Here is a 24,738-nt window from a genome sequence, read left to right as displayed (position 1 = left end):
CGACCTGATGGCCATCTGGGGTGACGGCACCCTCCACATCTACACCGGCAAGGGCAACGGCCAACTCAACACCCAGGTACCGGTCACTCTCGGCGGGAACACCTGGAGCACCATCAAGCAGATGGCGTAAACAGGGGGCACATGCACCTCACGCCAGGGGTGCGTCTAGGGCCATGCCGCAGCCAGCCTCTTGCCCTACGGAGGGCTCCGGAATGCGCCGGAACGGCGACAGATCCGGGCTCTCGCGCCGCTGTGCGACCTCCCGGGTTGCGACTGTCTGGGGGCTTCCCTCTTCTCTGGCAACCCCAACGATGAGGAAGGCGGCCGTGTCCGCCATGCGGGCACGGCCGCCTAGAGCGCAGAAGCCAATGATTGTCGGACAGGAACAAGAAGCAGAAAAGGCCTTGTCCTTCATAACCCCCATGCCATGTTCACGCGCGGCCTTTTCGCCGCCGGAATCGAACCCGCCGTCACCGCCGGACTTGTCACCGCGGCACCGGTCGCCCAGGCGGTCTCCGGCACGCCCGCGGCCGCCGGCGACCACGCCTTCACCGCCCAGCTCCGCATCGGCGAGGGCGACGCCATGCGCGGCTGCTCCGGCGCGCTAGTGCACCAGCAGTGGCTGCTCACCGCCTCACCGGGCGAGCCCGTACCCGCCGGCAAGCCCGCGCTGGAGTCCACCGCCACCCTGGGCAAGCAGAACCTCGACATCGTCGAGGTGGTTCCGCGGAACGACCGGGATATCGTGCTCGTCAAGCTGGCGCAGCGGGTTCAGGGCATCGCACCGGTCAAGGTCGCCGGGAAGGATCAGCGGCCATGTCACCGTGCCCCTCGGCGGCGACTCCTGGCGAACCGTACTGGAGCTCGTCGGACGGCGACGGTCACCCGGAAAAGCGGGGACTCCCAATGATCCGCCAGGCTATTGGACTGCCCAGCGGATCGATCGCTCACAGGCGGCACTTCACAGCACACCCAAGACCGTGGCCACCTGCAATTATTGGCGCTTACATATGATTTACTCGGCATGCCAGAGGTGAGCTGGTTGTCCCGATGCTCCGGAGGGTGTCTTTCTTGACCCCGCCCCGAGCCGGGACCGACAGGGCGTCATAAGCGCACGGCGCGATCTGACCAGGGGGACCAGGGGGATCCTGATGCTTGCACACGCGCCGCAGCCGACAGCGGCCACTTTGCGCCGGAACGACGACGGGTCCATGGGCCGGCGGTGACGCCGGAGCAGACGACCGGCTCTCCGTGACCAGAGGGGAACAGGAACACCGACCATGTCGAGCAATCGTCCGCGCAAGGCGATCACCGGGGGACTGATGGCGACCGCCGTCGCGGCCCCCTTCGCCATCGCCGCGCCCGCCCATGCCGTCGTCGGCGACGCCGTCGAGCAGGGCGCGTACGCCTTCACCGCACATCTCGCTGTCGACGACACCGACCGCGCCTGCTCCGGCGTTCTGGTGGACCACCAGTGGGTCCTCAGTGCGGCGAGCTGCTTCGCCGAGACTCCGGGGAAAGCGGTCCCGGCCGGCAAGCCCTCCGCCAAGACGGTCGCCACCGTCGGGCGGGCCGATCTGTCGGCGAGCGGCGGGCATACGAGCGAGATCGTAGAGCTGGTGCCCAGCCCGGACCGCGAACTGGTGATGGCGCGCCTCGCCAAGCCCGCGGACGGCCTGACTCCGATCGACCTGGCGACCGACGCCCCGGCGGCCGGTGACTCCTTGAAGGTGGCCGGCTTCGGCCGCACCAAGACCACCTGGGTGCCGGAGCGTCTGCACGCGGGCACGTTCACCGTTGACTCCGTCACCGACACCGCGGTGAACATCAGCGCCGAGGACGGAGCGGGGGCGGTCTGCAAGGGCGATGCCGGCGGGCCGGCATTCCGGGAGAGGAGCGGCGTCTTCGAGCTGGTCGCGGTCAACAGCCGTTCATGGCAGGGCGGCTGCTTCGGTGAGACGGAGACGCGGACCGGTGCGGCGGAGAGCCGTGTCGACACCGCCGCCGGGTGGATCCAGCGGATCCGTCTTGCGTCCCTGCACCAGAATGTGACGGACCTCGTCACCTCTGCCGACTTCAACGGCGACGGCCGCCCCGATGTCGCCGCCATCCTCAAGGACGGCAATCTGCACGCCTTCTACACCGCCGCGAACGGCAAGCTGCAGTACGGTCGCGAGCTCTGGAAGCACGACGGCAGCTGGCGGCACAAGTTGAAGATCGTGGGCGGTGATTTCAACGGCGACGGCCGCGCCGACATCGCAGCAGTCAACGGCGACGGGAACCTCCACCTCTACCCGGGCACCAGCGGCGGCCGCCTCGGATCACCGCTGAAGATGTGGAAGGACGACTCCTGGCGCAACTTCCTCAACGTGACCCGCTACCGCGGCGTCGGCTGGGAGCGCGACGGGCTGATCGCCATATCGCCCAGCGGCGGCCTGTACGCCTACCCGAGCGCTGCCAACGGCGTGCTGTCGGGCAAGCGGCACGAGATGTGGCACGACAAGACCTGGAACAAGAAGCACATCAGCAGCGGTGACTTCAACGGCGACGGCCGGGACGACGTGATCGCCGTCGCCCAGAGCGGCGGCCTCCACCTCTACAAGGGCAACGCCAAGGGCAAGCTCGACTCCGGCGCGTCCATGTGGCACGACGAGTCGTGGGGCGGCTTCCGCGTCATCATGGGCGGCGACTTCAACGGCGACGGCAAGGGCGACGTCGCGGCGATCAACAGCAGCGGAGGGCTCTACCTGTACCCGGGCGACGGCAAGGGCAAGCTCGGCTCCCGCACGGCGATGTGGCCTGCCAAGTCCTGAGCGTCTCCTCAGCCGCCGCCGACGGCGGCTCTTCGACGGCAAGGACCTCGGCCGCCTCTACTTCGCCGACGTCACCGGCGACGGCAGGGCGGACCTCATCGTCCACGGCCGCGACGGCAGAATCGCCGTACGCAAGAACATGGGCGACTACCTCAACGGCAGCTACCTCAGCGGCAGCACGCTGATGATCACCCGGTGACCCCGTCGAGCAGCTGACCGGCGCACAGACCGGCCGGTCCCCCGAACGACCCGCGAAGGCCGCAGCGCCTCGCGGGTCGTTCGCCGTCCGCCCTCGGGGTGCGCGGCAGCCGCAGCCGGTCTGGCGCGTTGTGCAAGTGGCCTGGCGTCTTCTGCCAGTGCGGGCCGCGCCGGCCCCCCGTAGCGTGACAGGAGAAGCATTCGGGATCATTCGGCACAGAAAGCAGAAAAGTCATGCGAACAGCCCTGGTCACCGGCGCCTCGTCAGGCATGGGCAAGGAAACGGCCAAGAAACTCCTCGACGAGGGCTACGCGGTCTACGCCGTCGCCCGCCGGGTCGAGCGGATGCGCGACCTGCAGGAACGGGGCGCGGTGACCCTCCGGATGGACATCACCCGCGACGAGGACGTCAAGGCGGTCGTCGACCGCATCGCGGCGGAACGCGGCGGGGTGGACGTCCTGGTCAACAACGCCGGATTCGGCATGTACGGGGCGATGGCGGACACCTCCGTCGACGACGCCCGGTACCAGTTCGAGGTGAACCTCTTCGGCCTCGCCCGGCTCACCCAGCTGGTGCTGCCGTATATGCGCAAACAGGGTTCGGGCAGGATCGTGAACATCTCGTCGGTCGGCGGCAGGATCTACACACCGCTGGGCAGCTGGTACCACGCCACCAAGCACGCCCTGGAAGGCTGGTCGGACTCGCTGCGCCTGGAGGTCGCGCCGTTCGGCGTCAACGTCGTCATCATCGAACCGGGCGTCATCGAAACCGAATTCGGCGAGGTGATGGTGGAGCCCATGCTGGAGCGTTCGGGGTCCTCCGACTACAGCGGGCTGGCGCACAGGCTGGCCGCGGCCACCCGGGAGAACTACAAGCGCGGCGGCGGCACCCCCGCCTCCCGTCTGGCCGAGGTGATCGTCGGCTCGATCACGGCACGGCGGCCCAAGACGCGGTACGTTGCGGGCAAGTACGCCAAGCCGCTGATCGCCACACGCAGGTGGCTCAGCGACCGGACGTTCGACCGCCTGGTGATGCGCTTCGTGTGAACCCCGCAGGAGACGTCATGCCCGCTGATCTGTTCACCGTGCAGGCCTCGACCCGGGCGCTGCTGACGGACCTCGGCCTCTCGCCCGGCGATGTGCTGCGCCGGGCGGGGCTGGCGCAGGATCTGTTCGCCCGGACGCCGGTACAGCTCACCGCCGAGGAGTACTTCTCCCTGTGGCGGGCGGTCGAGGCGGAGGCCGACGACCCCGAGCTGCCGCTCACCGTCGCGCGGGTGCTGTCCCCGGAAGTCTTCGACCCGCTGCTGTTCGCCGCGTTGTGCAGTCCGGACCTCCGGGCGGCGGCCCGCCGGATCGCCGCGTACAAGAAGTTGATCGGCCCCATGGCCGTCCAGGTCACGGAGGCGTCCGGCCGGCTCACGCTGGTGCTGGCATGGCCCCCGTCGGTGACGCCGCCGCCTCTGCTGGCGGTGACGGAACTGGTCTTCTGGGTGGTGCTGGCCAGGGTCGCCACCCGGGCGCAGGTGTCCCCGTTGCGGATCACCACCCCTGAGCCGCCCCCGGACGCCCGCCCCTACCTGGACTTCCTCGGCGCCGCCGTCGAGCGCGGGCCACAGCAGTCGATCACCTTCTCGTCGTACGACGCCGACCGGCCGTTCCTCACCGCGGACCCGCGCATGTGGGACTTCTTCGAACCGGAGCTTCGACGCCGGATGTCCGAGCTGGAGTCGGGCGCCACCGCGACCGAGCGGGTCCGGGCGGCGCTGCTGGAACTCCTGCCCGCCGGCAGCGCCGCGATGGAGGCGGTCGCCCGATCGCTGACCGTGAGCACCCGCACGCTTCAGCGGCAGCTGAAGGGCGAGGGCACCACCTTCCAGACGGTCCTCAACGACACCCGGGAGACCCTGGCCCGGCACTATCTGGCCCACTCGCAGCTGACGGTGCGGGAGATCTCCTTCCTGCTCGGATACGAGGATCCCAACTCCTTCTACCGCGCCTTCCACACCTGGACCGGCCTGACTCCCGCGCAGCTGGGCTGACCTGTGCGGGAGCCGCACGCATCGGTGTCGCGAGGCCTTCCCAAGCCGCGAGCACCCGGCCTAGGACCCGGATGCCGCCCGCCGTCAGAGCCCTCTCCCGGGGCGCGGGCCGCCCGCTTCGCTACGCCCGTGTAAGGCGGTTCGCGAGCGTCGACATCGTGTAAGTGCCGATGCCCATCACCACCTCCAGCGCATGCTGCCGGGTATAGCCGTGCGCCAGGAACGCCCGAAGGTCCGCGTCCTGAACCGCACCGGCCGTGTCGAGTACGAGCAGCGCGAACCGCCGTACCGCCTCAAGGCGTTCGTCGCCGACCGGCCGCGCCTCGCACAGCGCGGCCACCAGCGCGTCATCGGCGCCAAGGGCCCGCAGCTTCCCCGTGTGCATCGCGACGCACACCTCGCATCCGTTGCGTGCGGCGACGGCCATGATGACGACCTCGCGGGCGACGGGCTCCAGTGTCGTCTGCTCGAACATCGCGCTGAGCCTTAGGAAGCCGTCCAGCAGATGCGGTGAGGTCGCGAGCTTCGCGACCGCTCGCGGCAGGTGGCCCAGGCGCTGGACCGTCGCCTCCATCGCGCGGCGCGAGCCCTGCGGGGCCGACTCAAGGGTGTGCTCGACGAACATGGGCTGCCAGCTCCTACAATCGACAACATGGTTGACCATAAGAACGTAAACCAGGTTGTCGATAAGGGCAATGCCCCGGCGGCCGACACCCCCGGGTACGAGCTGCCCCTGCTCCTCTTCGCCGGGTTCCGCTCCCTCATCGACCGCCTGCACACAGAGCTCGCCGCGCAGGGACACCCCGACCTCCGGCCCGCCCACGGCTTCGCCATGCAGGCGATCGGGCGCGACGGGGCGACGGCGAGCGAGGTCGGGCGGCGGCTCGGGGTCTCCAAACAGGCCGCGGGCAAGACCCTCGACCGCCTGATCGCCCTCGGCTACTGCACCCGCACCGACGATCCGGCCGACGCCCGCCGCAAGCTCATCCGCCTCACCCCGCACGGAGCAGACGCCCTGACCCGCTCCGCCGCGATCTTCGACGAGCTGCGCGCGGAGTGGGCGAAGACCCTCGGCACGGACCGCCTGCGCGCCATGGAGGCAGACCTCCGCACGGTCACACCGCCCGAGAGCTTCCGCCTCGACGCGGCCGGCTGGCTCGGCGGCTGACTGACCGCCGTGACCTTCCCCGCGTGCGTATCGTTGTACTGCGCGCTGCCTGTGATCGAGCGGCAGCGGGGAGGAGCGCCGCGATGACCGTCGTAGCAGCCGACAGGATCGAGATGGCCAACAGCAGCGACGAGCTCACCTTGGACACGCTGTTCGAGTGGCTCGAGAAGATGCCCGTCCCCGAGGGATACAAAACCGAGATCGTCGGGGGGCACATCTTCATCTCGCCGCAACGGGACGTCCACTGGGACATTATCGCGGGCATCATTGAGCAGTTGCGGACAAAGTTCCCCAGGACAAGGCTCAAGTCTGACGTCCGTATCGACTTCCCGGGTCACCTCAACGGCTTCGCCCCCGATGTGGCGCTGCTCAGTGACGACGCCGAGAAGAGCGCACAGGGGCGCTGGAGCTACCAGGACGTGCAGTTCGTGGCCGAAGTCATCTCCAAGAACACCGCCCTGAACGACTACGGCCCCAAGAAGGCCGCCTACGCCGAGGCCAAGGTCCCCGCCTATCTCATCATCAACCCCTACACCGGCAAGTGCGTGCTTCACACGACCCCCAAGAACGGCGACTACGACACCGACGCCAGGTTCACCTTCGGCGACGAGATCGACCTCACCCACACCCCCGCCGGCCTCACCCTCGCCACCGACGGCTTCCCCCGCGACTGACACTTCCTCGCTGCCGCCGTGTCCTCTCCTCCCTGCGTATCGTTGCACTTGGCGCTGCCTGCGATCGAGCGGCAGCGGGGAGGAGCGCCACGATGACCGTCGTAGCAGCCGACAGGATCGAAATGGCCGAAAGCAGCGACGAGCTCACCTTGGACAACCTGTTCAAGAGGCTCGAGAGGATGCCCGTCCCCGAGGGATACAAGGTCGAGATCGTCGGGGGGTCCATCCATATGTCGCCGCAGCGGCAGACGCACTGGGAGATCATTTTCAGCATCGCCAGGCAGTTGGCCGCTGTGTACGCCCCGCAGCGGCTGGCTTCAGACGTCCGGATCGACTTTCCCGGATATCTCAACGGCTTCGCATGCGACGTCGCAGCGTTCACCGAGCAATCCAGAAAAAATGCCAAGGGTCGCTGGCGCTACCAGGACATCGAGTTTGTCGCGGAAGTCATTTCCAGGGACACCGCCGCAAACGACTACGGCCCCAAGAAGGCTTCCTACGCCGAGGCAGGCGTCCCCGTCTATCTGATCGTCGATCCGTACGTCGGCAAGTGTCTGCTCCACACGGGCCCCAAGGACGGCGACTACGCCAGTGAGGCGAAGTTCGACTTCGGCGACGAGATCGACCTCACCCACACCCCCGCCGGCCTCACCCTCGCCACCGACGGCTTCCCCCGGGATTGACATCCGACTGACATCCGACTGACATCCGCCCGACCGGCGCAGCTCGTCCGCGCCGCGCGCGTTCCCTTGCCTGGAGCGGACTCCAAGGCGTTGGCTTGGCGTCCATGAAGTACACGCAGCTCGGGCGTACGGGACTCAAGGTCAGCCGAATCGTCCTCGGGACGATGAACTTCGGGCCGCAGACCGACGAGGCGGACAGCCACACCATCATGGACGCCGCGCTCGACGCGGGGATCAATCTCGTCGACACCGCGAACGTGTACGGCTGGGGCGAGAACAAGGGCCGTACGGAAGAGATCATCGGCAACTGGTTCGCCAAGGGCGGCGACCGCCGGGACAAGGTCGTCCTCGCCACCAAGGTGTTCGGCAACATGGACACGGGCGGCGGCGGTCCCTGGCCCAATCACGACCGGCTCTCCGCGCTCAACATCCGTCGGGCCGTCGACGCCTCGCTGAAGCGGCTGAAGACCGACTACATCGACCTGTACCAGTTCCATCACGTCGACCGACGCACGCCCGTCGACGAGATCTGGCAGGCCATGGACGTCCTGGTCCAACAGGGCAAGGTCCTCTATGTGGGGTCCAGCAACTTCCCGGGCTGGAAGATCGCGCAGATGAACGAGGCAGCCGGCCGCCGCGGCTCGTACGGCCTGGTCAGCGAGCAGTGCCTGTACAACCTGGCCGAGCGGCGCGCCGAGATGGAGGTCATCCCGGCCGCGCGGGAGTACGGGCTGGGGGTCGTCCCCTGGTCGCCGCTGAGCGGCGGGCTGCTCGGCGGGGTGATCAGGAAGGAGCGCGAGGGCGGCGCGACCCGGTCCGGGGCCGGGCGTTCCGCTCAGGCGCTCGCGAACACCGAGGTGCGGGGGCAGATCCAGGCGTACGAGGAGCTGCTCGGGGAGCACGGTCTGGATCCGGGCGAGACCGCGCTGGCCTGGCTGCTCACCCGGCCCGGGGTGACCGGCCCAATCGTCGGGCCGCGCACCGCCAACCAGCTTGCCTCCGCACTGCGCGCGGTCGAGCTGGAGCTGTCGGACACCGTGCTCGCGGCGCTGGACGAGATCTTCCCGGGGCCCGGGCCCGCTCCCGAGGCATTCGCCTGGTGAGCAGTGCGGGGCCGGCCGACCGCAGCGCGGGGCAACCGACCGCAGCGCGGAGCAGCCGACCGCAGCGCGGGGCGGCCGCATGAACACAGGACGGCTGGTCAGAACGCGGGGCAGCCGCCAGAACACATAACAGTCGGCTGGATCACAGGACAGCAGCCGGAGCACGGGGCAGCCGTCAGAGCACCGACGCCACCGCGATGATCGCGAACATCAGCACAAGCGCACCGGCCATGATCCGGTTCCGGGTCTTCGGGTCCACGCTTCGAGATTAACCGCACCGGCCCCGCTCCTTCCCCGGAGGGGCGGGGCAGCGCAATCAGCGGCCCAGCTCCCACTCGCCCACGGTCTCGTACCGCGGCCGCGCGCCCGGGGCTCCGCCCCTCGGCAGATTGCTGCGGACGAGAGCCAGCCGGGCCACCTCCCACGGCTCGCCCTCGAAGCCCTCCAGCGCCGTGACGTACGGTCGCAGGTCGGCGTCGAAGCGGGCGCGTGCGATCGTCAGATGGGCCTGGTAGCGGCGGTGCTCGTCCATGGGCACGCCTGCGCGGCGCGCGGCCGCGTCGGAGCGTTCCGCGAGGAGCCGCAGCTCGTCGAGGCCGCCGGCGGCGCCGATCCACAGCGCCCGTTTGCCGAACCGTCCGCCCCCGTGCGCGCGCAGCGCGAAGGGTGCGCTCCGGTGCGCCGCCCGGGACAGCCGCTCGTGCAGCTCCGGCAGCAGCCTGTCCTCCACCTCCCCCATGAAGGCGAGCGTGTAGTGCCAGCCCTCCGGGGTGCTCCAGCGCAGGTCGTCCGCGCCCGGGAGGGATCTCAACCGGTCGACGGCGCGGCCGACTTCGTCCAGCGCCGCGGGGGGAGGCAGTACGGCGGTGAAGAGTCTCATAGGGCGAGTCTCCCACCGCCGCCGGGGCCTGCGGCACCGCGCGTCGGGCCGCCGCGTGCCGGGCTCGGCGCCCCGCTCCCGCCCGGCCCCTCGCCCGCAGGCCCCACGCCGCCGCGGCGCGCGCTGCCTGCGGCCACGGGCTTTCGGCCATGGGCTGCGGTCACGGGCTGCGGCCGCGAGCTGCGGTCACGGGCTGACCGGTCACAGGCTGCGGCGATGGGCTGCGTTCACGGGCTGACCGGTCACAGGCTGCGGCGATGGGCTGCGGTCACGGGCTGACCGGTCACAGGCTCGGTGACGGGCTTCATGCGCGCCGCGCTCGCCCCCTGGGAGTCAACCCTGCGGGGGCTCCGGGCCGCCGGCCCGCTGCGTCGGGCGGAACGGCGGCGCGGTCACACCGCCGGCGTCAGCTCTTCCGCCGGTTCCCGCGCGCGCTGCTCGTCGGCGGTGCGGGGGTCACGGGGTACGAAACGCACATGCGGGCGGAGACCGGGGCGCAGGTCCACCTTGAGCCGCAGACCGCCCACACGGGCCAGGATCAGGCCCACGCACGCAGCCGCGATCAGTGAGACCGCGCCGCCCGCCGCGAAGCCGACACGCGGGCCGAAGGTGTCGGTGATCCAGCCGACCAGCGGTGCGCCGATCGGCGTGCCGCCGATGAAGACCATCATGAACAGGCTCATCACCCGTCCCCGCATCTGCGGGTCCGTCGCCATCTGGAGGCTGGAGTTGGCCGTGACGTTCACGGTCAGGCCGAACATCCCGAGGGGGGCCATCAGCGCCGCGAAGACCCAGAAGGCGGGCGCAAACGCGGTCACGATCTCCAGCAGGCCGAAGATCAGCGCCGCGCCGACCAGGATGCGCAGCCGCGAGGCGCCGCGGCGGGCGGCGAGCAGCGCGCCCGTCAGCGAGCCGGCCGCCATCAGTGTGTTGAGCAGGCCGTAGGCGCCCGCTCCCGAGTGGTACACGTCGTCGACGAAGGCCGTCAGCCAGATGGGGAAGTTGAAGCCGAAGGTGCCGATGAAGCCGACGAGGACGATCGGCCAGATCAGCTCGGGCCGCCCGGCGACATAGGCGAGCCCTTCGCGCAGCTGACCCTTGCCGCGCGGCGCGCGCCGGGCCTTGTGGAGTTCGGCGGACCGCATCATCAGCAGGCCCGTGATGGGCGCGAGGAAGGACAGGCCGTTGAGGAGGAAGGCGTACCCGCTGCCGACGGCGGTGATCAGTACGCCGGCGACGGCGGGCCCGACGAGCCGGGCGGACTGGAAGTTGGCGGAGTTCAGGCTGACCGCGTTGGGCAGCTGCTCCGGGCCGACCATCTCGGAGACGAACGACTGGCGCGCGGGGTTGTCGACGACGGTGACGAGGCCGAGGAGGAAGGCGGTCAGATAGACGTGCCAGACCTGGACGTGGCCGCTGAGGGTGAGGCCGGCGAGGGCGAGGCCGGTCAGGGCCATCGCGGACTGGGTGGCCAGCAGCAGTGGCCGCTTGGGCAGCCGGTCGGCGAGGACTCCGCCGTACAGGCCGAAGAGCAGCATCGGAAGGAACTGCAGCGCGATGGTGATGCCGACGGCCGATGCGGAGCCGGTGAGGGTGAGCACCAGCCAGTCCTGGGCGATGCGCTGCATCCAGGTGCCGGTGTTGGAGATGACCTGCCCGGTGGCGAAGAGCCGGTAGTTGCGGATCTTCAGCGAGCTGAACATCGAGGTTCGGTCGGCGGTGGGTGTCGTCGTAGGGGCAGGTGCGGGTGCGGAGTCTGCTCCGGGTCCCGTACGCAAAAGGGTTCGCCTCCCAGGGTGTCGGCGGCTGCTTACATGTGCGCGAGCTTCTCCAGTACGGGTGCGGCCTCGCGGAGCTTGGCCCACTCGTCCTCGTCCAGGCCGTCGGCGAGGGCTGCCAGCCAGGCGTTCCGCTTGCGGCGGGACTCCTCAAGCATGGCCTCGGCCTGCTCGGTCTGGCTGACCACCTTCTGCCGGCGGTCGTCGGGATGCGGCTCCAGCCGGACCAGTCCCTTGGCCTCCAGCAGCGCCACGATCCGGGTCATGGACGGCGGCTGGACGTGCTCCTTGCGGGCCAGCTCTCCGGGGGTGGCGGAACCGCAGCGGGCGAGGGTGCCGAGCACCGACATCTCGGTCGGGCTCAGCGATTCGTCGACGCGCTGGTGCTTGAGGCGTCGGCCCAGCCGCATCACGGCCGAGCGGAGGGAGTTCACGGCGGCCGCGTCGTCGCCGTGGTTCAGGTCAGGCATAGTCCTTAGGGTAGCTCATTAGTCAGCCTAAGAATAGTCGTGTTCTTGCCGTCACGTGTCACTCGTCCGAGTGAGCCACATCCGGAAAGTGACGCCACCCGTGTGGCGCACTGGCCACCCTGGGCGACATGGGATGCATGGGATCGGCATCGGGATCGACATCGACGGTGCTCAGCCTGCGGATAGACGAAGAGCTGCTCGACCGGCTCCGGCAGCATGCCGCCAGACGCGGGGCGAGCGTCCAGGACTACGTCCTCCGGACGCTCGCCCGCGTCGATTTCGACGAGCGCTTCCACGCGGCCGTCGACGAGACGGAGAAGTTCTACGGAGACCGTCCGACCGCGACGACCACGACATGAGACCGGACGCCATGACGCGAGGCCGGGCCCTACGACATGAGACCGGACCCCACGACGCGAGACCGAGCCTCACGACATGAGACGGGCCCTACGACGTGAGACCGAGCCTCACGACATGAGACCGGACCCTACGACGTGAGACCGAGCGCCGGCATCACGTAGTAGAAGGCGAACACCGCCGACACGGCGTACATGGCGACGGGCACCTCACGCCCCCGGCCCGCCGCCAGCCGCAGCACGCTGAAGGCGATGAAGCCGATCCCGATCCCGTTGGTGATCGAGTACGTGAACGGCATCATCACCATGGCCAGGAACGCCGGCACGGCGATGGTGAAGTCGCCCCAGTCGATGTCCCGCACCGAACCGGCCAGGATCAGAAAGCCCACGGCCACCAGGGCGGGCGTCGCCGCCTGCGAGGGCACCATGGTGGCCAGCGGGGTCAGGAACAGCGCCAGCGAGAAGAGCCCCCCGGTGACCACGGACGCCAGGCCCGTGCGCGCGCCTTCGCCGACGCCCGCCGTGGACTCCACAAAGCAGGTGGTCGCGGACGAGGAGCTCGCGCCGCCCGAGGCGACCGCCAGACCGTCCACCAGCAGGACCTTGTTGATTCCGGGGACGTTGCCGTCCTCGTCCATCAGCTTCGCCTCGTCGCCGACGGCGAGGATGGTGCCCATCGCGTCGAAGAAGCACGACAGCAGCACGGTGAAGACGAACAGCAGGCCGGTGAGCAGCCCCACCTTCTCGAAGCCGCCGAACAGGCTCACCTGGCCGATCAGCCCGAAGTCCGGGGAGGCGACCGGACTGCCCGGCCACTCGGGCGTGGTCAGCCCCCAGGCCCCCTCCGGCAGATCCGCAGCCAGCTGGACGGCGGCCGCGACGGCCGTCATCGCCACGATGGAGATCAGAATCGCACCCGGCGCCTTGCGGATGATCAGTGCGAGCGTCAGCAGCACGCCGACGACGAAGACGAGGACCGGCCAGCCGCCCAGATGGCCGTCCGGGCCCAGCTGGAGCGGGACGACGGTGTCGGCTTCGTCCGGGATGCGGGAGACGAAGCCGGAGTCCACCAGGCCGATCAGCATGATGAACAGGCCGATGCCGATCGCAATGCCCTTGCGCAGACCGAGCGGCACGGCGTTCATCACCCGCTCGCGCAGTCCGGTGGCCACCAGCAGCATCACGGCGAAGCCCGCCAGCACCACCATGCCCATGGCGTCCGGCCAGGACATCCGGGGCGCGAGCTGGAGGGCGACGACGGTGTTCACCCCGAGGCCGGCCGCGAGCGCGACCGGGACATTGCCGATGACGCCCATGAGCAGCGTGGTGAAGGCGGCGGTGATCACCGTGGCGGTGACCAGCTGGCCGCCGTCGAGGTAGTTCTCGTGCAGGTCGTGCGCGCTGCCGAGAATGATCGGATTCAGCACGATGATGTACGCCATCGCGAAGAACGTGGCGAACCCGCCGCGCACCTCGCGGCCGAAGGTGGAGCCGCGCTCGGAGACCCGGAAATAGCGGTCGAGCGCAACGCCGAGGCGGCCGTGACCGGAGCCCGGCTGCCGCTGCGGCTGCGGGGACTGCCGACCGTCCGCAGGGGCAGTGGCCGTGGGGGTCATACGGGAACCTCGTCGATGCTCTGTTCGGCTGTTCATACGAATGCAAGGGGTTGGACGCAAACCGTTTCAGTATGAACACATAAACGAGAGAGCGGTATCTCCGCGCGTAGACCCATCGTGGGTACCCACTACGCTGAGCGCATGGCTGGATTTCTGAAGTGGACGCCCGAGCACGAGGCGCCAGAGCCGCTGGAAGGGCCCGTCGTCGCCACCATCACCGGCGGCACGATCCTGTGGTTCGTCCTCTTCCTCGTGCAGGTCCCCTTCTACGGCTGGTTCGACGACCGCGATCTGACCTGGTGGGTGTGGACGTGCCTGGCCGGCGCGGGCCTGGGCCTCATCGGCATCTGGTACGTGCGCAAGCGGGACGCCGCGATCAAGCGCGCGCAGGCCGGGCGCGTACCCCCCGGGGACGATGTGTCTCCTCCCGCAGTCTGAAGTTCACCCCGCTCGGGCGGTGAACCACGGCAACCGCCCTTACCGTCAGAACCATGACGCAGCGGGCGAGAGTCGACGGGGACGGGGACGAGGATGGCGGCGGCGACGGCCGGGACGGCCCCGAGCCGGCGCCGGGCCCCCTCATAGACGCGGGGGCGGAGCTCGACCCCGTACATCCGCGGACGCTGCCCGCAGCGAGCACCGAGACCGCCAGGAGCCCCGCGGGCGCCAGAAGCCCCGCGGGCGCTGAGCGGGGCGCTGAGCGCGACGGCGAGCGCGCGTGGCGTGCTGAGCGCACTGCGGCGCGCCCCGCCGGGCTGAGCACGGCGGAGGTCGCCGAACGCGTCGCCCGCGGCGAGGTCAACGACGTCCCCGTACGCAGTTCCCGCTCCACCGCGGACATCGTCCGCGGCAACGTCTTCACCCGCTTCAACGCCATCATCGGCGTCCTGTGGGCGATCATGCTCTTCGTCGCGCCGATCCAGGACAGCCTCTTCGGCTTCGTCATCGTCGCCAACACCGGCATCGGCATCATCCAGGAGCTGCGCGCCAAGAAGACCCTCGACGGGCTCGCCGTCATCGGGGAGGCCAAGCCGACGGTGCGGCGGGACGGCGTCGCAGCCGAGATCCACACCTCAGAGATCGTCCTCGGGGATCTGATCGAACTCGGCCCCGGCGACAAGGTCGTCGTCGACGGGGAGGTCGCCGAGGCCGACAGTCTGGAAGTCGACGAGTCGCTGCTCACCGGCGAGGCCGACCCCGTCGTCAAACACCCCGGCGACCAGGTGATGTCGGGCAGCTTCGTCGTCGCGGGCGGCGGCGCGTTCACCGCGACCAAGGTGGGGCGCGAGGCGTATGCGGCGCAGCTCGCCGAGGAGGCGTCCCGCTTCACGCTCGTCCACTCCGAGCTGCGGTCCGGGATCTCCACGATCCTCAAGTACGTCACCTGGATGATGGTCCCGACCGCTCTCGGCCTCATCATCAGCCAGCTCGTCGTCAAGGAGCACGCCTTCGACGACTCGGTGGCGCGGACGGTCGGCGGGATCGTGCCGATGATCCCCGAGGGTCTGGTGCTGCTGACCTCCGTCGCCTTCGCCATCGGCGTCATCAGGCTGGGCCGCCAGCAGTGCCTGGTTCAGGAACTGCCCGCGATCGAGGGCCTCGCGCGCGTGGACGTCGTCTGCCTCGACAAGACCGGCACCCTCACCGAGGGCGGCATGGACGTCACCGAGCTGCGCACCCTGGGCGGCACGGAGGAGGAGTACGTACGCAAGGTGCTGGGCGCGCTCGGCGAGGCCGATCCGCGGCCCAACGCCTCACTGCAGGCGATCATCGACGCGTATCCGGACAGCGAGGAGTGGCGGTGCACCCAGGCCCTGCCCTTCTCGTCCGCGCGCAAGTACAGCGGCGCAAGCTTCAGCGAGGGCAACGGCGAGAGCTCCAGCTGGCTGCTGGGCGCACCCGATGTGCTGCTCGCGCCGGACGATCCGGCCCTGGACGAGATCGAGCACCTCAACGAGCAGGGCCTGCGGGTGCTGCTGCTGGCCCGCGCGGCGGACGGGCCCGGGGGGCTCGAAGGGGCCGATGCGGCCAGGGACGCCAAGCCCGCGGCGCTGGTGGTGCTGGAGCAGCGGCTGCGGCCGGACGCGTCGGACACCCTGCGGTACTTCGCCGAGCAGAACGTCTCGGCGAAGGTCATCTCCGGCGACAACGCGGTGTCCGTGGGCGCGGTCGCGGGCAAACTCGGGATGCGCGGCGCGGAGCACACCGTCGACGCCCGGCGGCTGCCGGAAGAGCGGGACGAGATGGCGGCGGAGCTGGAGGAGAACGCCGTCTTCGGGCGCGTCACCCCGCGGCAGAAACGCGACATGGTCGGCGCGCTCCAGTCGCGCGGGCACACGGTCGCCATGACGGGCGACGGCGTCAATGACGTCCTGGCGCTCAAGGACGCCGACATCGGGGTGTCGATGGGGTCGGGTTCGGAGGCGACCCGCGCCGTCGCGCAGATCGTGCTGCTGAACAACAGCTTCGCGACGCTGCCCTCGGTGGTGGCGGAGGGACGGCGGGTGATCGGCAACATCACCCGGGTCGCGACCCTGTTCCTCACCAAGACCGTGTACTCGGTGCTGCTGGCGATCCTGGTGGTCCTCACTCAGGTCGAGTACCCCTTCCTGCCGCGGCATCTGACGCTGCTGTCCACGCTGACGATCGGCGTGCCCGCCTTCTTCCTGGCGCTCGCCCCCAACAAGGAACGTGCCAAACCGCACTTCGTACGGAGGGTGATGCGGTACGCCGTCCCGGCCGGGCTGATCGCGGCGGCGGCGACCTTCGCGACGTATCTGCTGGCCCGGGTCCACTACAGCGGCCCGGACGCACTCGCCGCGGAGACCAGCGCGGCGACCCTGACCCTGTTCCTGGTCTCCCTCTGGGTCCTGGCCATCATCGCCCGCCCGTACACCTGGTGGCGCGTGGGTCTGGTGGCGGCGATGGGACTCGGTTTCCTGCTGGTGCTGGTGATCCCCTGGCTTCAGGACTTCTTCGCGCTGAAGCTCGTCGGCACGACGATGCCCTGGACTGCGGTGGCGATCGCGGCGGCGGCCGCGGGGGCGCTGGAGCTGGCCTGGCGGCAGGTGACCCGGAGGTTCCAGACGTAGGGCGGGCCGGGCAGGCCCGCCCCTCAGACACGTTCACCGGCACCACGAGGAGACGGAGGCGTGTCGTCCGCCGGTGCGACGGCCTGAGCCCGCAAGGGCCGCCCCAGGGTCGGGGGCTGTGCCGCGGGGCCGCTCCGGGGCGGCCCCGCGGGGCGGGTCACCGGTAGGTCGCCGCGACGGCGGTGAGGTCGTCGTCGGCGTGGCCGGTGGCGTCGGCCCGTTCGTAGCAGGCCAGCGCCGTGCGGGTCATCGGCGTCCGGTCCGCGAGCTCATCGGCGAGCGCGGTCAGATACCGCAGGTCTTTCGCCGCGAGCCGGACCGGGAAGTTCGGTGTGAAGTCACCGGCGGTCATGACGCCGATCGCGCGTGCGGCGGCCGGGCTGGTCACCGGCAGATCGGTGAGGACGCGGACCGCTTCCGCCGGGTCGAGGCCCGCGCGGCTGGCGACACCCAGCAGTTCGGCCATGACAGCGACCTGGGTGGCCAGGGCCGCGTTCACGATGAGCTTCAGCGTGGCGGCGGCGCCGTAGTCGCCGACGTGCTGGATACGCGCCGCGCTTTCCTCCAGTACACCGCGGGCGTCCACCAGGACCTCGGGCGGGCCGCCGGCCAGATGTACCAGTGCGCGTGCCTCGACCTGGGGGCGAGACCCGATCATCGGCGCCTCCAGAAACCGCAGCCCGGCACCGGTGGCCGTTGCGGCCAGCTTCCGGACCCAGCCCGGGGACAGCGTGCCGGCGTCAATGGCCAGGACTCCCCGCGGGGCGCCGGCCAGCACCCCGGTGCGCGGGTCGAGCCATACGGTCTCGGAGGCGTCGTCGTCGGTGACGGTGACGAGCACGACATCGGCTCGGGCGGCGGCGTCCGCCGGGGAGGCCGCCGCGGTCGCGCCCGCGGCGGCCAGCCGCCGCACCGGTTCGGGGGACCTGTTCGCCACCACCACCGGATAGCCGCCGGCACGCAGATTGCGCGCCAGGCGGGCGCCCATCGCGCCCAGCCCGATCACCGCGACGCGGGGCAGTGCCGTCGTCATCGGCCCTCCCCGGAGAACGCCCGCTCGAAGCCCTTGGGGTCGGTCCACCACAGCTTCGACATCTCCTCGGAGACGGGGTCGGGGAAGATGTCGGTGTGCCCGGCGGCGACACCGTCCACGACGGCCTCCGCGACCTTGCGCGGCTCGGCCTTCGGCACATCGTCGAACCCGGCGAGCATGTCGGTGTCGATGCCCCCGGGGTACACGCCGTGCACCGCGATGCCGCGTGGGCGCAGCCCCGGGCGGATGGACTGGGTGAAGGAGTGCAGTGCGGCCTTGGAGGCGGCGTAACCGGCCATGGGCGGTGTGCCGGCCAGGGCGAGCAGCGACAGCACATTGACGACGGCCCCGCCTCCGGCGCTCTCGATGACCGGGGCGAAGGCACGGATCAGATCGACGGCGCCGGTGTAGTTGGCGGCCATCTCCGCCGCCGGCTCGTCGCGGCCGGCGGCGAACGGGTCGGCGAAGTGCGCCGTGCCCGCGTTGTTGACCAGCAGCGTCACATCGGACGCCTGCGCGACGGCGGCGCTGATGTCGTCGAGGGAGGTGAGATCGAGCCTGAGCGGGACCACCCTGTCCCGCGCGGCCGCGGCCGCGGCCGGGGACTCGGGGTCGCGAGCGGCCGCGTACACGCGCCGTGCGCCCCGCTCCAGCAGGACCTCGACCAGGGCGCGGCCCAGGCCGCGGTTCGAACCGGTCACCAGAGCGACCGAGTTGTTGATGTCCATGCCCGGAACGCTAGAAAGCCCCGCCGTTATCCGTCCAATATGAATCCAGACTCCTGTGATTTGTCATACTGATCACTGCTGGTGAGGTCGAGGATCATCGTCCGCAGCAGCTCCGCACCCGGGTGGTCGCTGCCCGCCAGCCGGGCCGGTCCGGTCACCAAACGGGGTGCGGCCCCTGCCAGCGGCCGGAACACGACCCCGGAGCGGGTCAGACCGCGCGCGACCGACCGCGCGGCGAACGCCACGCCCATCCCCGCGGCCACCAAGGCCAGGATGGTCTGAAGCCCGGTGGCCTCATGCGCGACACGGGGCGCGAATCCGGCCGCCACGCAGGCGTCGGTGTACCGGTCGTAGGTCTGCGGCTCCAGCTCGCGCGGAAACAGCACGAACCCGTCTTCCGCCAGGTCGGCCAGCGCGATCGCGTCCTCGCCCGCCAGCCGGTGCCCGCGCGGCAGCGCGACGCCGACCGGGTCCTCGAACACCGGCGTGGTCTCCAGACCGCTGCCCGGATCCACCGGCAGATGCACCAGGCCCAAGTCCAGCTGCCCCAGCTGCAACAGCCTCACCTGATCGGCGCTCTTGTGCTCCGCGACGCGCACCTGCAACTCCGGGTAGCGCACCCGTGCCGCACGCAGGACCGCGGGCAGCAGGCTGTACAACGCCGTGCCCACGAACCCGACGCGCACCGTCGCCAGCTCGCCCCGCGCCACCCGGCCGCCGTCGTCGACCACCCGGTGGGCCTCCCCCAGCAACCGCCGGGCGCCGGCGAGCAGCACCTCCCCGGCGGGGGTCAGCCGCACGCCACGGCGGTTCCGCGCCAGCACCTCATACCCCAGAGCGTCTTCCAGTGCCTTGACCCGGTAGCTCAGACCCGGCTGGCTCAGATGCAGCCGAGCCGCCGCACGACCAAAGTGCAGTTCCTCGGCCACCACCGCGAACAGCCTCAGATCCCCGAGGTCGACCACGGGCTCCCCGCCGTCAATACCCTGCACCCTGCACCTCCGCCAACCCTCCCGTCCCACAGCACAGCACTCCCCCACAACGTAGCGGGCCGGCCGATCGCGGACCGCGCCCTCACGACCGCCTGCGGTCCGACGGCCACGCGGCCGGCAGGCCCCGGCCCCGGGGACCCCCCGCCTTACGGGTACGTACCAGCCCAAGCGGAGCGTCACGCGTCGAACCAGCGGTCGCGGGCCAGTTCCCGCTCCCTGTCCGGGTCTTCCAGCAGCGCCGCCACCTCGAAGCGCCTCGGCCACTGGCCCGCCGCCCAGGCGAGGCCGGCCGCGACGCCTTCCAGGGTGGCGGCGTGGAGCGTTCCGTCCGGGGTCTGCCGCCAGTCCAGTTCGACGCCGCCTGCGAGGAGTTCCTCGTGCTCGACGTACGAGGACGGGGCGGCCGGACCGAGCAGGGTGCGCACCGGCGCCGGGACGTCGCGCTCCTCGCCGTCCGTCGTGACCTCCGCCGCGACGGTCTCGCCGAGCCGCCGCACCTGCAGCAGCTCCGCCAGCTCGGCCGCCTGCCCCGGAGCGACCGGCAGCAGGGGCAGCCCGCCCGTCAGCGGCAGCAGATCCGGCGCGTCGGCCACGACCGCGTCCGCCGCATCGACCACGCGGACCTCGCCGTCCACGACGGCCCGCAGCTCGTCCGGCAGGGTCACCTGCTCCGGGTCCAGCTCGGCCATCGCCGTGTACAGGCCGTGCAGCTGTGCGGCCCGCACCGGCCGGTCGGGGTCCGCCAGCCGCCCCAGCAGCTCGGCCGCGCCGCCCGGTTCGTCCAGCAGGGCGCCGACCGTGGTCCGCACACCGAGGGCCCGCAGCACCTGGGCGTCGTCAAAGCCGGTTGCGTCGACCGTGTCGTACAGGCCCTCCAGCAGCGGGTCCCCGCCCGCCGCCCGCAGACCGGCGGGCCTGCGGCCGTCGAGGACCGGGTGGTCGCGCAGCCACCAGGCGGTGTACGGGCGTACGGTCTCGGTCGTCCCGTCCGGCAGCAGAATCCGCACCTGCTGGGTGAGGGCGTCCCGCAGCGGCGGCTGCGCCAGCAGCGCCAGGGCCTGCGGCCAGGCGTCGTCGTCCACCAGGTCCAGGTCGCGCACGGCGACGATCTCGGTGGCGACCGGCGGGAGGGGGGTGTCCGGCAGCCGGTCGAGGACGTCCTCGCACCATACGTCGACGGCGTCGAGCAGCCCGGCGTCGTCCGGCTCGGGGAAGTCGCCGTCGCGGGGCTCCAGTTCGTCGGGGTCGAGGACGACGTCCTCGGCGCGTACGAGGGCGAAGTTCGCCAGCACCCCGCAGGCGGCGAGCGGCTGCTCGCCCCACCGTTCGGCCAGCTCCGCGTCGCACAGCGCCAGTTCGTCCGCGCGCATCACGGAGGCGAAGGGGCTGCCCGGCAGCACCAGTTCGGCGGCGGGCGCCGGCTCCCCGTCCTCGTCGGGAAGGGCGAGCGCGCCGAGCCACGGCTCGTCGCCGGGGTCCAGATCGGCGTCCCGTACGAGCGCGAGGACGGTCTCGGCGAGTTCGTCGGCGTCGAGGGAGTCCTCCTCCCACATCTCCCCGGCGTCCAGCGAACCGGCCACCGCCGCCCGCACCTGGGGTGTCGTCAGCACGGCGCGCGGCGTCGCGGGCAGCGCGCCCAGCTTCTCCAGCAGCGGATGCGCGGCGTCCGGATGGGCGATCTTCAGACCGAGGCGGGCGAGCTGCGGCGGGGTGTCGGGCAGCGGCAGCAGGGTCTGCCGGGGCCCGATCGTCGTGCGGCCTCCCCCAGAGCCTCCGGCCGGGGAGGTGCCCCCAGCCAATGGGACCGGGAGGCCGGAGAGCCGGTCCGGGTCCACCCCGGCCAGGCTGTCGTACAGCCGACGCCACCACTCGGGCGCACGCTCGAGCCCGGCGAGCCGGTCGATCGCCTCGGTCAGCGGGACGCGGGCGACGCCGAGCGTCCGCAGCTCCACACGCCGCTCCAGACCGGCGGGCAGCAGCGACGGCATGACCTCCGCCAGCACGCGTACGGTGTCGACGCCCGCGCCCTCCAGCACCTCCGCCTCGATGGCGCGCAGCCCCTTGGTTTCTCCTTCGGCCGTGTCGTCGCGCGGGGCGGCCGGCTCCAGGAACGCGACGCGCGGCAGCCGGGTGAGGATCTCGGCGCGCAGCGCCCCGTCCAGCTCCCCCTTGCCGAGCGGGCCCGGCACCAGGTCGACGGTCCCGACGGACACCGGCTCCCAGTCGGCGAGCAGCTCGGCGTAGGCGTCGGCAGCACGGCCGACGAGGAAGTCGGCAAGGGGGCCGCGCGCCGGGTGGCGGCGGGTGGTGTCCAGGGGAAGCGAGGCGATGAGCAGCGCGGGGACGCCGAGGGGTTCGTCGGTGGGGGTGGGGGCGTGGACGACGGGTGCGGTGCGGGGGCGGGCGGGCGCGCCGTCGTCGTCCACGGGCACGGCCCAGGTGACGGACCAGTGCGGGCGCAGCCGCTCCTCGACGGGGCGGTCGGCGAGCAGTGCCGCGTCGACGGGGCCGCCGTGGCTGACGACGCGCCAGCGGCGGTCGCCGTGGGCGCTGTCCTCGACGTGGACGTACGGGCCCTGCGCGGTGCGGCGCAGGATGCGGGCGCCGCCCGGGGTCTCGACGACGATCTCGTCGAGACCGGGGAGGGTGAGCAGCAGGGCGTCGTCGATGCCGGCGAGGAGGCGTTCGACGAGATCGACGGCCGCGCCGTCGCGCAGGGGGAGGACGACGACGGTGTCGTACCCCTCAGGCGCGGTGCCCTCGGCGGGCAGCGGCAGCCGCAGCAGCGGGACGTGGCCCTCGCGGCGGCGCAGCTCGTCGCCGAGGCCGGGGCTGGCCTTGGCGGCCTGCGCGGTCAGCTCGCGGGCCTCGGCGAGCGACCAGCGGACGCCCCCGTGACGGCCGACGACCGCGGGTTCGTCGCTGACGGCGAGGACGGCGGCGAAGCCGACGCCGAACCGGCCGACGGCCGACTCATGCCCCTCCCGCTTCGCGGAGGCCCGCAGGGTGCTGAGGGATTCGACGCCCGCGGCGTCGAGCGGCGCGCCGGTGTTGGCAGCGGCCAGCACGGCGGGTTCGCCGGGGGCGCGGCTGGGGTGCAGGGTGAGCCGCAGCCGGCCGCGGGCACCGGCTCGGGCTGCGGCGTCGGCGGCGTTCTGGGCGAGCTCCACGACGAGGCGGTCGCGGTAGCCGCCGAGCGCGAGGTCCTCCTCGGCGTTCGCGTCCTCGCGGAAGCGCGCCGGGCTGGCCCCCCAGGCGTCGAGCACGCCGCGGCGGAGTCGGGCCGTGCCGAACGGGTCGTGGCCCTCGGTGGTCCTGACGACGCTCACGGTGCGCTCCACTCTCTGCTCTGTGTCCACGGTGCCTGCCTTGTCGCCCGAAGGTACCGCGCGGAACGCCTTTCCCGATGCCGGGGGCACCGGGGCCCGCCGGTGCGGGTCGCCCGGGGCGCGGGCGGGCCCCTTTCCCCCCTGCCCCTACTCGCCGCGGCACGCACCCTGCTGTCCGGCGCTTCGGCGCACCAGGTCCCGGGACAACTCCCCCGCGCGGCACACCCATCCAGTCCCGGGACGCGGCCGGCCGGTCGGCGACGGGGCGGACCGGGCCGCCACAGGCAGATGCCGGCCGGGGCCCGCGCCCAGGGGGTGTGCTCCGGCCACTGCCAAGGGGGGTCGATCGGGGGACGGATGGTGACCAGGCCACCATGACCCAGCGCCGGGAGGGCCGTCGAGCGGTGTAAAAGCACCGTCCGTGGGGGTGTTCGGGGCGGTTTGCGGGGCCGCCCCGACGCCGCCGGGTGGCAGGCGTGCATCACGGGGCCCAGGTGTGTGATCGGCGCACCTGGGCTGCGGGACGCCCCGGACCGCACCGTGATGGGACCGCTTCGTGGCGGTCAGCGAGGGACGGGGTAGCCATGGAAACCAAGGTTGTGAGGGTCGACAGCCGACGCGCACACGGGGTGCCGGAGGCGATCGTGGGGGAAGTCTGCTCGGAGCTGTTCGCCGGGCTGGCGCGCAAGGACCAGCGCTGCAAGGGCGAGCAGTATCTGCGCGGACTGCTGACGGCCCAGGGGCGCAAGTCGATCCGGAACATCGCCGCGTCCGTCGGAGACGGCGCGGCGGAGCAGAGCCTGCACCACTTCATCTCGGCGTCCACCTGGGACTGGACTCCGGTGCGCGCGGCGCTCGCCCGCTATCTGGAGCGGGTGATGCGCCCGCGCTGCTGGGTGGTGCAGAACGTTGTGATCCCCAAGGCGGGGCAGCACTCGGTCGGGGTGACCCGGCGGTTCGTGCCGAGCCTCGGGCATATCGTCAACAGCCAGGAGGCGTACGGCGTCTGGGCCGCCAACGAGGAGATGAGCAGCCCGGTGAGCTGGCGGCTGAAGCTCTCCGCGGAGTGGCTGCGGCAGTGCAGGAGCGGTGTGCCGGGGCATCCGGCGGAGCAGCCGGCCACGACGTCGCTGGCCTGTGTGACCGACGCGGTGCGTCAGGCGCAGTCGTGGATCGGCGGTCCGCCGCGCCCGGTGGTCCTCGACCTCCCGGAGAGCGACCCGTCTCAGACGGCCCGCGGTCTGCGCGCCGCCGGGCTGCCGTTCCTGATGGCCGTGCACGGCACCACGCGCGTGACGGCCGCGGATCCGGCGCTGGCGGGCACCGGCATCGGGGAGGTCTCCGTGCAGCAGCTGCTGCGGGTGGCCGGTCCGCTGCGCCGCCCGGTCACCTGGACGGACCCGGAGACCCGACGGCTGCGCACGAGCCTGGTGACCGCCCTGCGGGTGGAACTGCCCGCCGCGGGCCCGGTGTTGCTGCTGGGCGAGTGGGGCGACCCCCGCGGCTGGCCGCGCAAGTGCTGGATCACCGACCTGTCGGGGGCCGCCTGGGGCGATCTGCTGCGTCTCGCGCAGCTGACCCGCCGGGTGGAGACCGACTTCAACCGTACGTCGGTCAACGTCGGCGTCGTGGACTTCGAGGGGCGGTCCTTCGACGGCTGGCACCGGCACACCACCCTGGCGTCCGCCGCTCAGGCGGTGCAGACCCTGGCGACGGCGGACGGCCGGGTGCGCGCCGTGGTCCGACCGGTGGCGCAGCCGCTGGCCCAGCCGGCCTGACGGGC

Annotated in this window: 21 protein-coding genes; 12 read left to right on the top strand and 9 right to left on the bottom strand. The window is 71.4% G+C overall.

Features of this window, described 5'->3' with window-relative positions; all coding sequences use genetic code 11:
- Nucleotides 1-427 precede the first annotated feature (427 nt).
- The 4 genes from QCN29_RS30550 (at nt 428) to QCN29_RS30535 (ending at nt 5,053) form a co-directional block, all read left to right on the top strand.
- Nucleotides 428-910: a trypsin-like serine protease gene (locus tag QCN29_RS30550; protein WP_279932237.1), complete on the top strand. Its 483-nt coding sequence runs from the start codon at nt 428-430 to the stop codon at nt 908-910.
- A gap of 370 nt (nt 911-1,280) precedes the next feature.
- Nucleotides 1,281-2,813: an FG-GAP-like repeat-containing protein gene (locus QCN29_RS30545; RefSeq protein WP_279932235.1), complete on the top strand. Its 1,533-nt coding sequence runs from the start codon at nt 1,281-1,283 to the stop codon at nt 2,811-2,813.
- Nucleotides 2,814-3,245: 432 nt separating this feature from the next.
- Nucleotides 3,246-4,058 (top strand): oxidoreductase, encoded by an 813-nt coding sequence (locus QCN29_RS30540; protein ID WP_279932233.1) that lies wholly within the window; start codon nt 3,246-3,248, stop codon nt 4,056-4,058.
- 17 nt (nt 4,059-4,075) lie between these two features.
- Nucleotides 4,076-5,053, top strand: a complete 978-nt coding sequence (locus tag QCN29_RS30535) for an AraC family transcriptional regulator (RefSeq protein ID WP_279932231.1) — start codon at nt 4,076-4,078, stop codon at nt 5,051-5,053.
- Between the two features lie 121 nt (nt 5,054-5,174).
- On the opposite strand, the gene QCN29_RS30530 is transcribed toward QCN29_RS30535, so the two are convergent.
- Nucleotides 5,175-5,678 (bottom strand): carboxymuconolactone decarboxylase family protein, encoded by a 504-nt coding sequence (locus QCN29_RS30530; protein WP_279932230.1) that lies wholly within the window; start codon nt 5,676-5,678, stop codon nt 5,175-5,177.
- A gap of 27 nt (nt 5,679-5,705) precedes the next feature.
- Here QCN29_RS30530 and QCN29_RS30525 point away from each other — a divergent pair, with 27 nt between their 5' ends.
- The 4 genes from QCN29_RS30525 (at nt 5,706) to QCN29_RS30510 (ending at nt 8,681) form a co-directional block, all read left to right on the top strand.
- Nucleotides 5,706-6,221, top strand: coding sequence for a MarR family winged helix-turn-helix transcriptional regulator (locus QCN29_RS30525; RefSeq protein ID WP_279932229.1), 516 nt, complete (start codon nt 5,706-5,708; stop codon nt 6,219-6,221).
- A gap of 83 nt (nt 6,222-6,304) precedes the next feature.
- Entirely contained in the window at nt 6,305-6,895 is a 591-nt protein-coding gene (locus tag QCN29_RS30520) for a Uma2 family endonuclease (RefSeq protein ID WP_279932227.1), read from the top strand.
- A 92-nt stretch (nt 6,896-6,987) separates the two neighbouring features.
- Nucleotides 6,988-7,578 carry a Uma2 family endonuclease gene (locus tag QCN29_RS30515; RefSeq protein ID WP_279932226.1) on the top strand — a complete coding sequence of 197 codons (591 nt, stop codon included), beginning with the start codon at nt 6,988-6,990 and terminating at the stop codon, nt 7,576-7,578.
- A 104-nt stretch (nt 7,579-7,682) separates the two neighbouring features.
- Nucleotides 7,683-8,681 carry an aldo/keto reductase gene (locus tag QCN29_RS30510; protein ID WP_279932225.1) on the top strand — a complete coding sequence of 333 codons (999 nt, stop codon included), beginning with the start codon at nt 7,683-7,685 and terminating at the stop codon, nt 8,679-8,681.
- Nucleotides 8,682-8,997: 316 nt separating this feature from the next.
- On the opposite strand, the gene thpR is transcribed toward QCN29_RS30510, so the two are convergent.
- The 3 genes from thpR to QCN29_RS30495 all read right to left on the bottom strand — a co-directional run bounded on the left by thpR (nt 8,998) and on the right by QCN29_RS30495 (nt 11,809).
- Nucleotides 8,998-9,561 (bottom strand): RNA 2',3'-cyclic phosphodiesterase, encoded by a 564-nt coding sequence (gene thpR, locus QCN29_RS30505; RefSeq protein ID WP_279932224.1) that lies wholly within the window; start codon nt 9,559-9,561, stop codon nt 8,998-9,000.
- A gap of 392 nt (nt 9,562-9,953) precedes the next feature.
- Nucleotides 9,954-11,339, bottom strand: coding sequence for an MFS transporter (locus QCN29_RS30500; RefSeq protein ID WP_279932223.1), 1,386 nt, complete (start codon nt 11,337-11,339; stop codon nt 9,954-9,956).
- Between the two features lie 32 nt (nt 11,340-11,371).
- A complete protein-coding gene (locus tag QCN29_RS30495; protein ID WP_240137834.1) occupies nt 11,372-11,809 on the bottom strand; it encodes a MarR family winged helix-turn-helix transcriptional regulator in 438 nt (145 codons plus the stop codon).
- 137 nt (nt 11,810-11,946) lie between these two features.
- On the opposite strand from QCN29_RS30495, the gene QCN29_RS30490 reads away from it, so the two are divergent.
- Entirely contained in the window at nt 11,947-12,168 is a 222-nt protein-coding gene (locus QCN29_RS30490) for a ribbon-helix-helix protein, CopG family (protein ID WP_279932221.1), read from the top strand.
- Nucleotides 12,169-12,296: 128 nt separating this feature from the next.
- Here the strand turns inward: QCN29_RS30490 and QCN29_RS30485 are convergent, their stop codons facing one another.
- Complete coding sequence (locus QCN29_RS30485; protein WP_279932219.1) at nt 12,297-13,781, bottom strand: NCS2 family permease; 1,485 nt, start codon at nt 13,779-13,781, stop codon at nt 12,297-12,299.
- A gap of 141 nt (nt 13,782-13,922) precedes the next feature.
- Between QCN29_RS30485 and QCN29_RS30480 the strand changes: the two genes are divergently transcribed.
- Nucleotides 13,923-14,219, top strand: coding sequence for a DUF2530 domain-containing protein (locus QCN29_RS30480; RefSeq protein WP_279932218.1), 297 nt, complete (start codon nt 13,923-13,925; stop codon nt 14,217-14,219).
- Nucleotides 14,220-14,272: 53 nt separating this feature from the next.
- Entirely contained in the window at nt 14,273-16,873 is a 2,601-nt protein-coding gene (locus QCN29_RS30475) for an HAD-IC family P-type ATPase (protein WP_279932216.1), read from the top strand.
- A 157-nt stretch (nt 16,874-17,030) separates the two neighbouring features.
- On the opposite strand, the gene QCN29_RS30470 is transcribed toward QCN29_RS30475, so the two are convergent.
- From QCN29_RS30470 to QCN29_RS30455, 4 genes are all read right to left on the bottom strand, one after another.
- Nucleotides 17,031-17,906 carry an NAD(P)-dependent oxidoreductase gene (locus QCN29_RS30470; protein ID WP_279932215.1) on the bottom strand — a complete coding sequence of 292 codons (876 nt, stop codon included), beginning with the start codon at nt 17,904-17,906 and terminating at the stop codon, nt 17,031-17,033.
- A complete protein-coding gene (locus tag QCN29_RS30465) occupies nt 17,903-18,634 on the bottom strand; it encodes an SDR family oxidoreductase (RefSeq protein ID WP_279932214.1) in 732 nt (243 codons plus the stop codon). Before QCN29_RS30465 ends, QCN29_RS30470 begins: the two co-directional genes overlap by 4 nt.
- Before the next feature lie 26 nt (nt 18,635-18,660).
- Complete coding sequence (locus QCN29_RS30460; protein WP_279932213.1) at nt 18,661-19,626, bottom strand: LysR substrate-binding domain-containing protein; 966 nt, start codon at nt 19,624-19,626, stop codon at nt 18,661-18,663.
- Nucleotides 19,627-19,802: 176 nt separating this feature from the next.
- Nucleotides 19,803-22,955 carry a sacsin N-terminal ATP-binding-like domain-containing protein gene (locus QCN29_RS30455; protein WP_279932211.1) on the bottom strand — a complete coding sequence of 1,051 codons (3,153 nt, stop codon included), beginning with the start codon at nt 22,953-22,955 and terminating at the stop codon, nt 19,803-19,805.
- Between the two features lie 584 nt (nt 22,956-23,539).
- Here QCN29_RS30455 and QCN29_RS30450 point away from each other — a divergent pair.
- Nucleotides 23,540-24,733 carry an IS701 family transposase gene (locus QCN29_RS30450; RefSeq protein ID WP_279932209.1) on the top strand — a complete coding sequence of 398 codons (1,194 nt, stop codon included), beginning with the start codon at nt 23,540-23,542 and terminating at the stop codon, nt 24,731-24,733.
- The last annotated feature ends 5 nt before the right edge of the window (nt 24,734-24,738 follow it).

Source organism: Streptomyces chengmaiensis, assembly GCF_029846775.1.
Classification (GTDB): domain Bacteria; phylum Actinomycetota; class Actinomycetes; order Streptomycetales; family Streptomycetaceae; genus Streptomyces; species Streptomyces chengmaiensis.
Note: the sequence above shows the minus strand (reverse complement) of the source record. Positions and strands in the feature narration are given on the sequence as shown.

Bases quoted from the DNA above. Each gene is read 5' to 3' on its own strand.
- QCN29_RS30550 (WP_279932237.1), top strand. From the start codon at position 428: ATGTTCACGCGCGGCCTTTTCGCCGCCGGAATCGAACCCGCCGTCACC.
- QCN29_RS30545 (WP_279932235.1), top strand. From the start codon at position 1,281: ATGTCGAGCAATCGTCCGCGCAAGGCGATCACCGGGGGACTGATGGCG.
- QCN29_RS30540 (WP_279932233.1), top strand. From the start codon at position 3,246: ATGCGAACAGCCCTGGTCACCGGCGCCTCGTCAGGCATGGGCAAGGAA.
- QCN29_RS30535 (WP_279932231.1), top strand. From the start codon at position 4,076: ATGCCCGCTGATCTGTTCACCGTGCAGGCCTCGACCCGGGCGCTGCTG.
- QCN29_RS30530 (WP_279932230.1), bottom strand. From the start codon at position 5,678: ATGTTCGTCGAGCACACCCTTGAGTCGGCCCCGCAGGGCTCGCGCCGC.
- QCN29_RS30525 (WP_279932229.1), top strand. From the start codon at position 5,706: ATGGTTGACCATAAGAACGTAAACCAGGTTGTCGATAAGGGCAATGCC.
- QCN29_RS30520 (WP_279932227.1), top strand. From the start codon at position 6,305: ATGACCGTCGTAGCAGCCGACAGGATCGAGATGGCCAACAGCAGCGAC.
- QCN29_RS30515 (WP_279932226.1), top strand. From the start codon at position 6,988: ATGACCGTCGTAGCAGCCGACAGGATCGAAATGGCCGAAAGCAGCGAC.
- QCN29_RS30510 (WP_279932225.1), top strand. From the start codon at position 7,683: ATGAAGTACACGCAGCTCGGGCGTACGGGACTCAAGGTCAGCCGAATC.
- thpR (WP_279932224.1), bottom strand. From the start codon at position 9,561: ATGAGACTCTTCACCGCCGTACTGCCTCCCCCCGCGGCGCTGGACGAA.
- QCN29_RS30495 (WP_240137834.1), bottom strand. From the start codon at position 11,809: ATGCCTGACCTGAACCACGGCGACGACGCGGCCGCCGTGAACTCCCTC.
- QCN29_RS30490 (WP_279932221.1), top strand. From the start codon at position 11,947: ATGGGATCGGCATCGGGATCGACATCGACGGTGCTCAGCCTGCGGATA.
- QCN29_RS30485 (WP_279932219.1), bottom strand. From the start codon at position 13,781: ATGACCCCCACGGCCACTGCCCCTGCGGACGGTCGGCAGTCCCCGCAG.
- QCN29_RS30480 (WP_279932218.1), top strand. From the start codon at position 13,923: ATGGCTGGATTTCTGAAGTGGACGCCCGAGCACGAGGCGCCAGAGCCG.
- QCN29_RS30475 (WP_279932216.1), top strand. From the start codon at position 14,273: ATGACGCAGCGGGCGAGAGTCGACGGGGACGGGGACGAGGATGGCGGC.
- QCN29_RS30470 (WP_279932215.1), bottom strand. From the start codon at position 17,906: ATGACGACGGCACTGCCCCGCGTCGCGGTGATCGGGCTGGGCGCGATG.
- QCN29_RS30465 (WP_279932214.1), bottom strand. From the start codon at position 18,634: ATGGACATCAACAACTCGGTCGCTCTGGTGACCGGTTCGAACCGCGGC.
- QCN29_RS30450 (WP_279932209.1), top strand. From the start codon at position 23,540: ATGGAAACCAAGGTTGTGAGGGTCGACAGCCGACGCGCACACGGGGTG.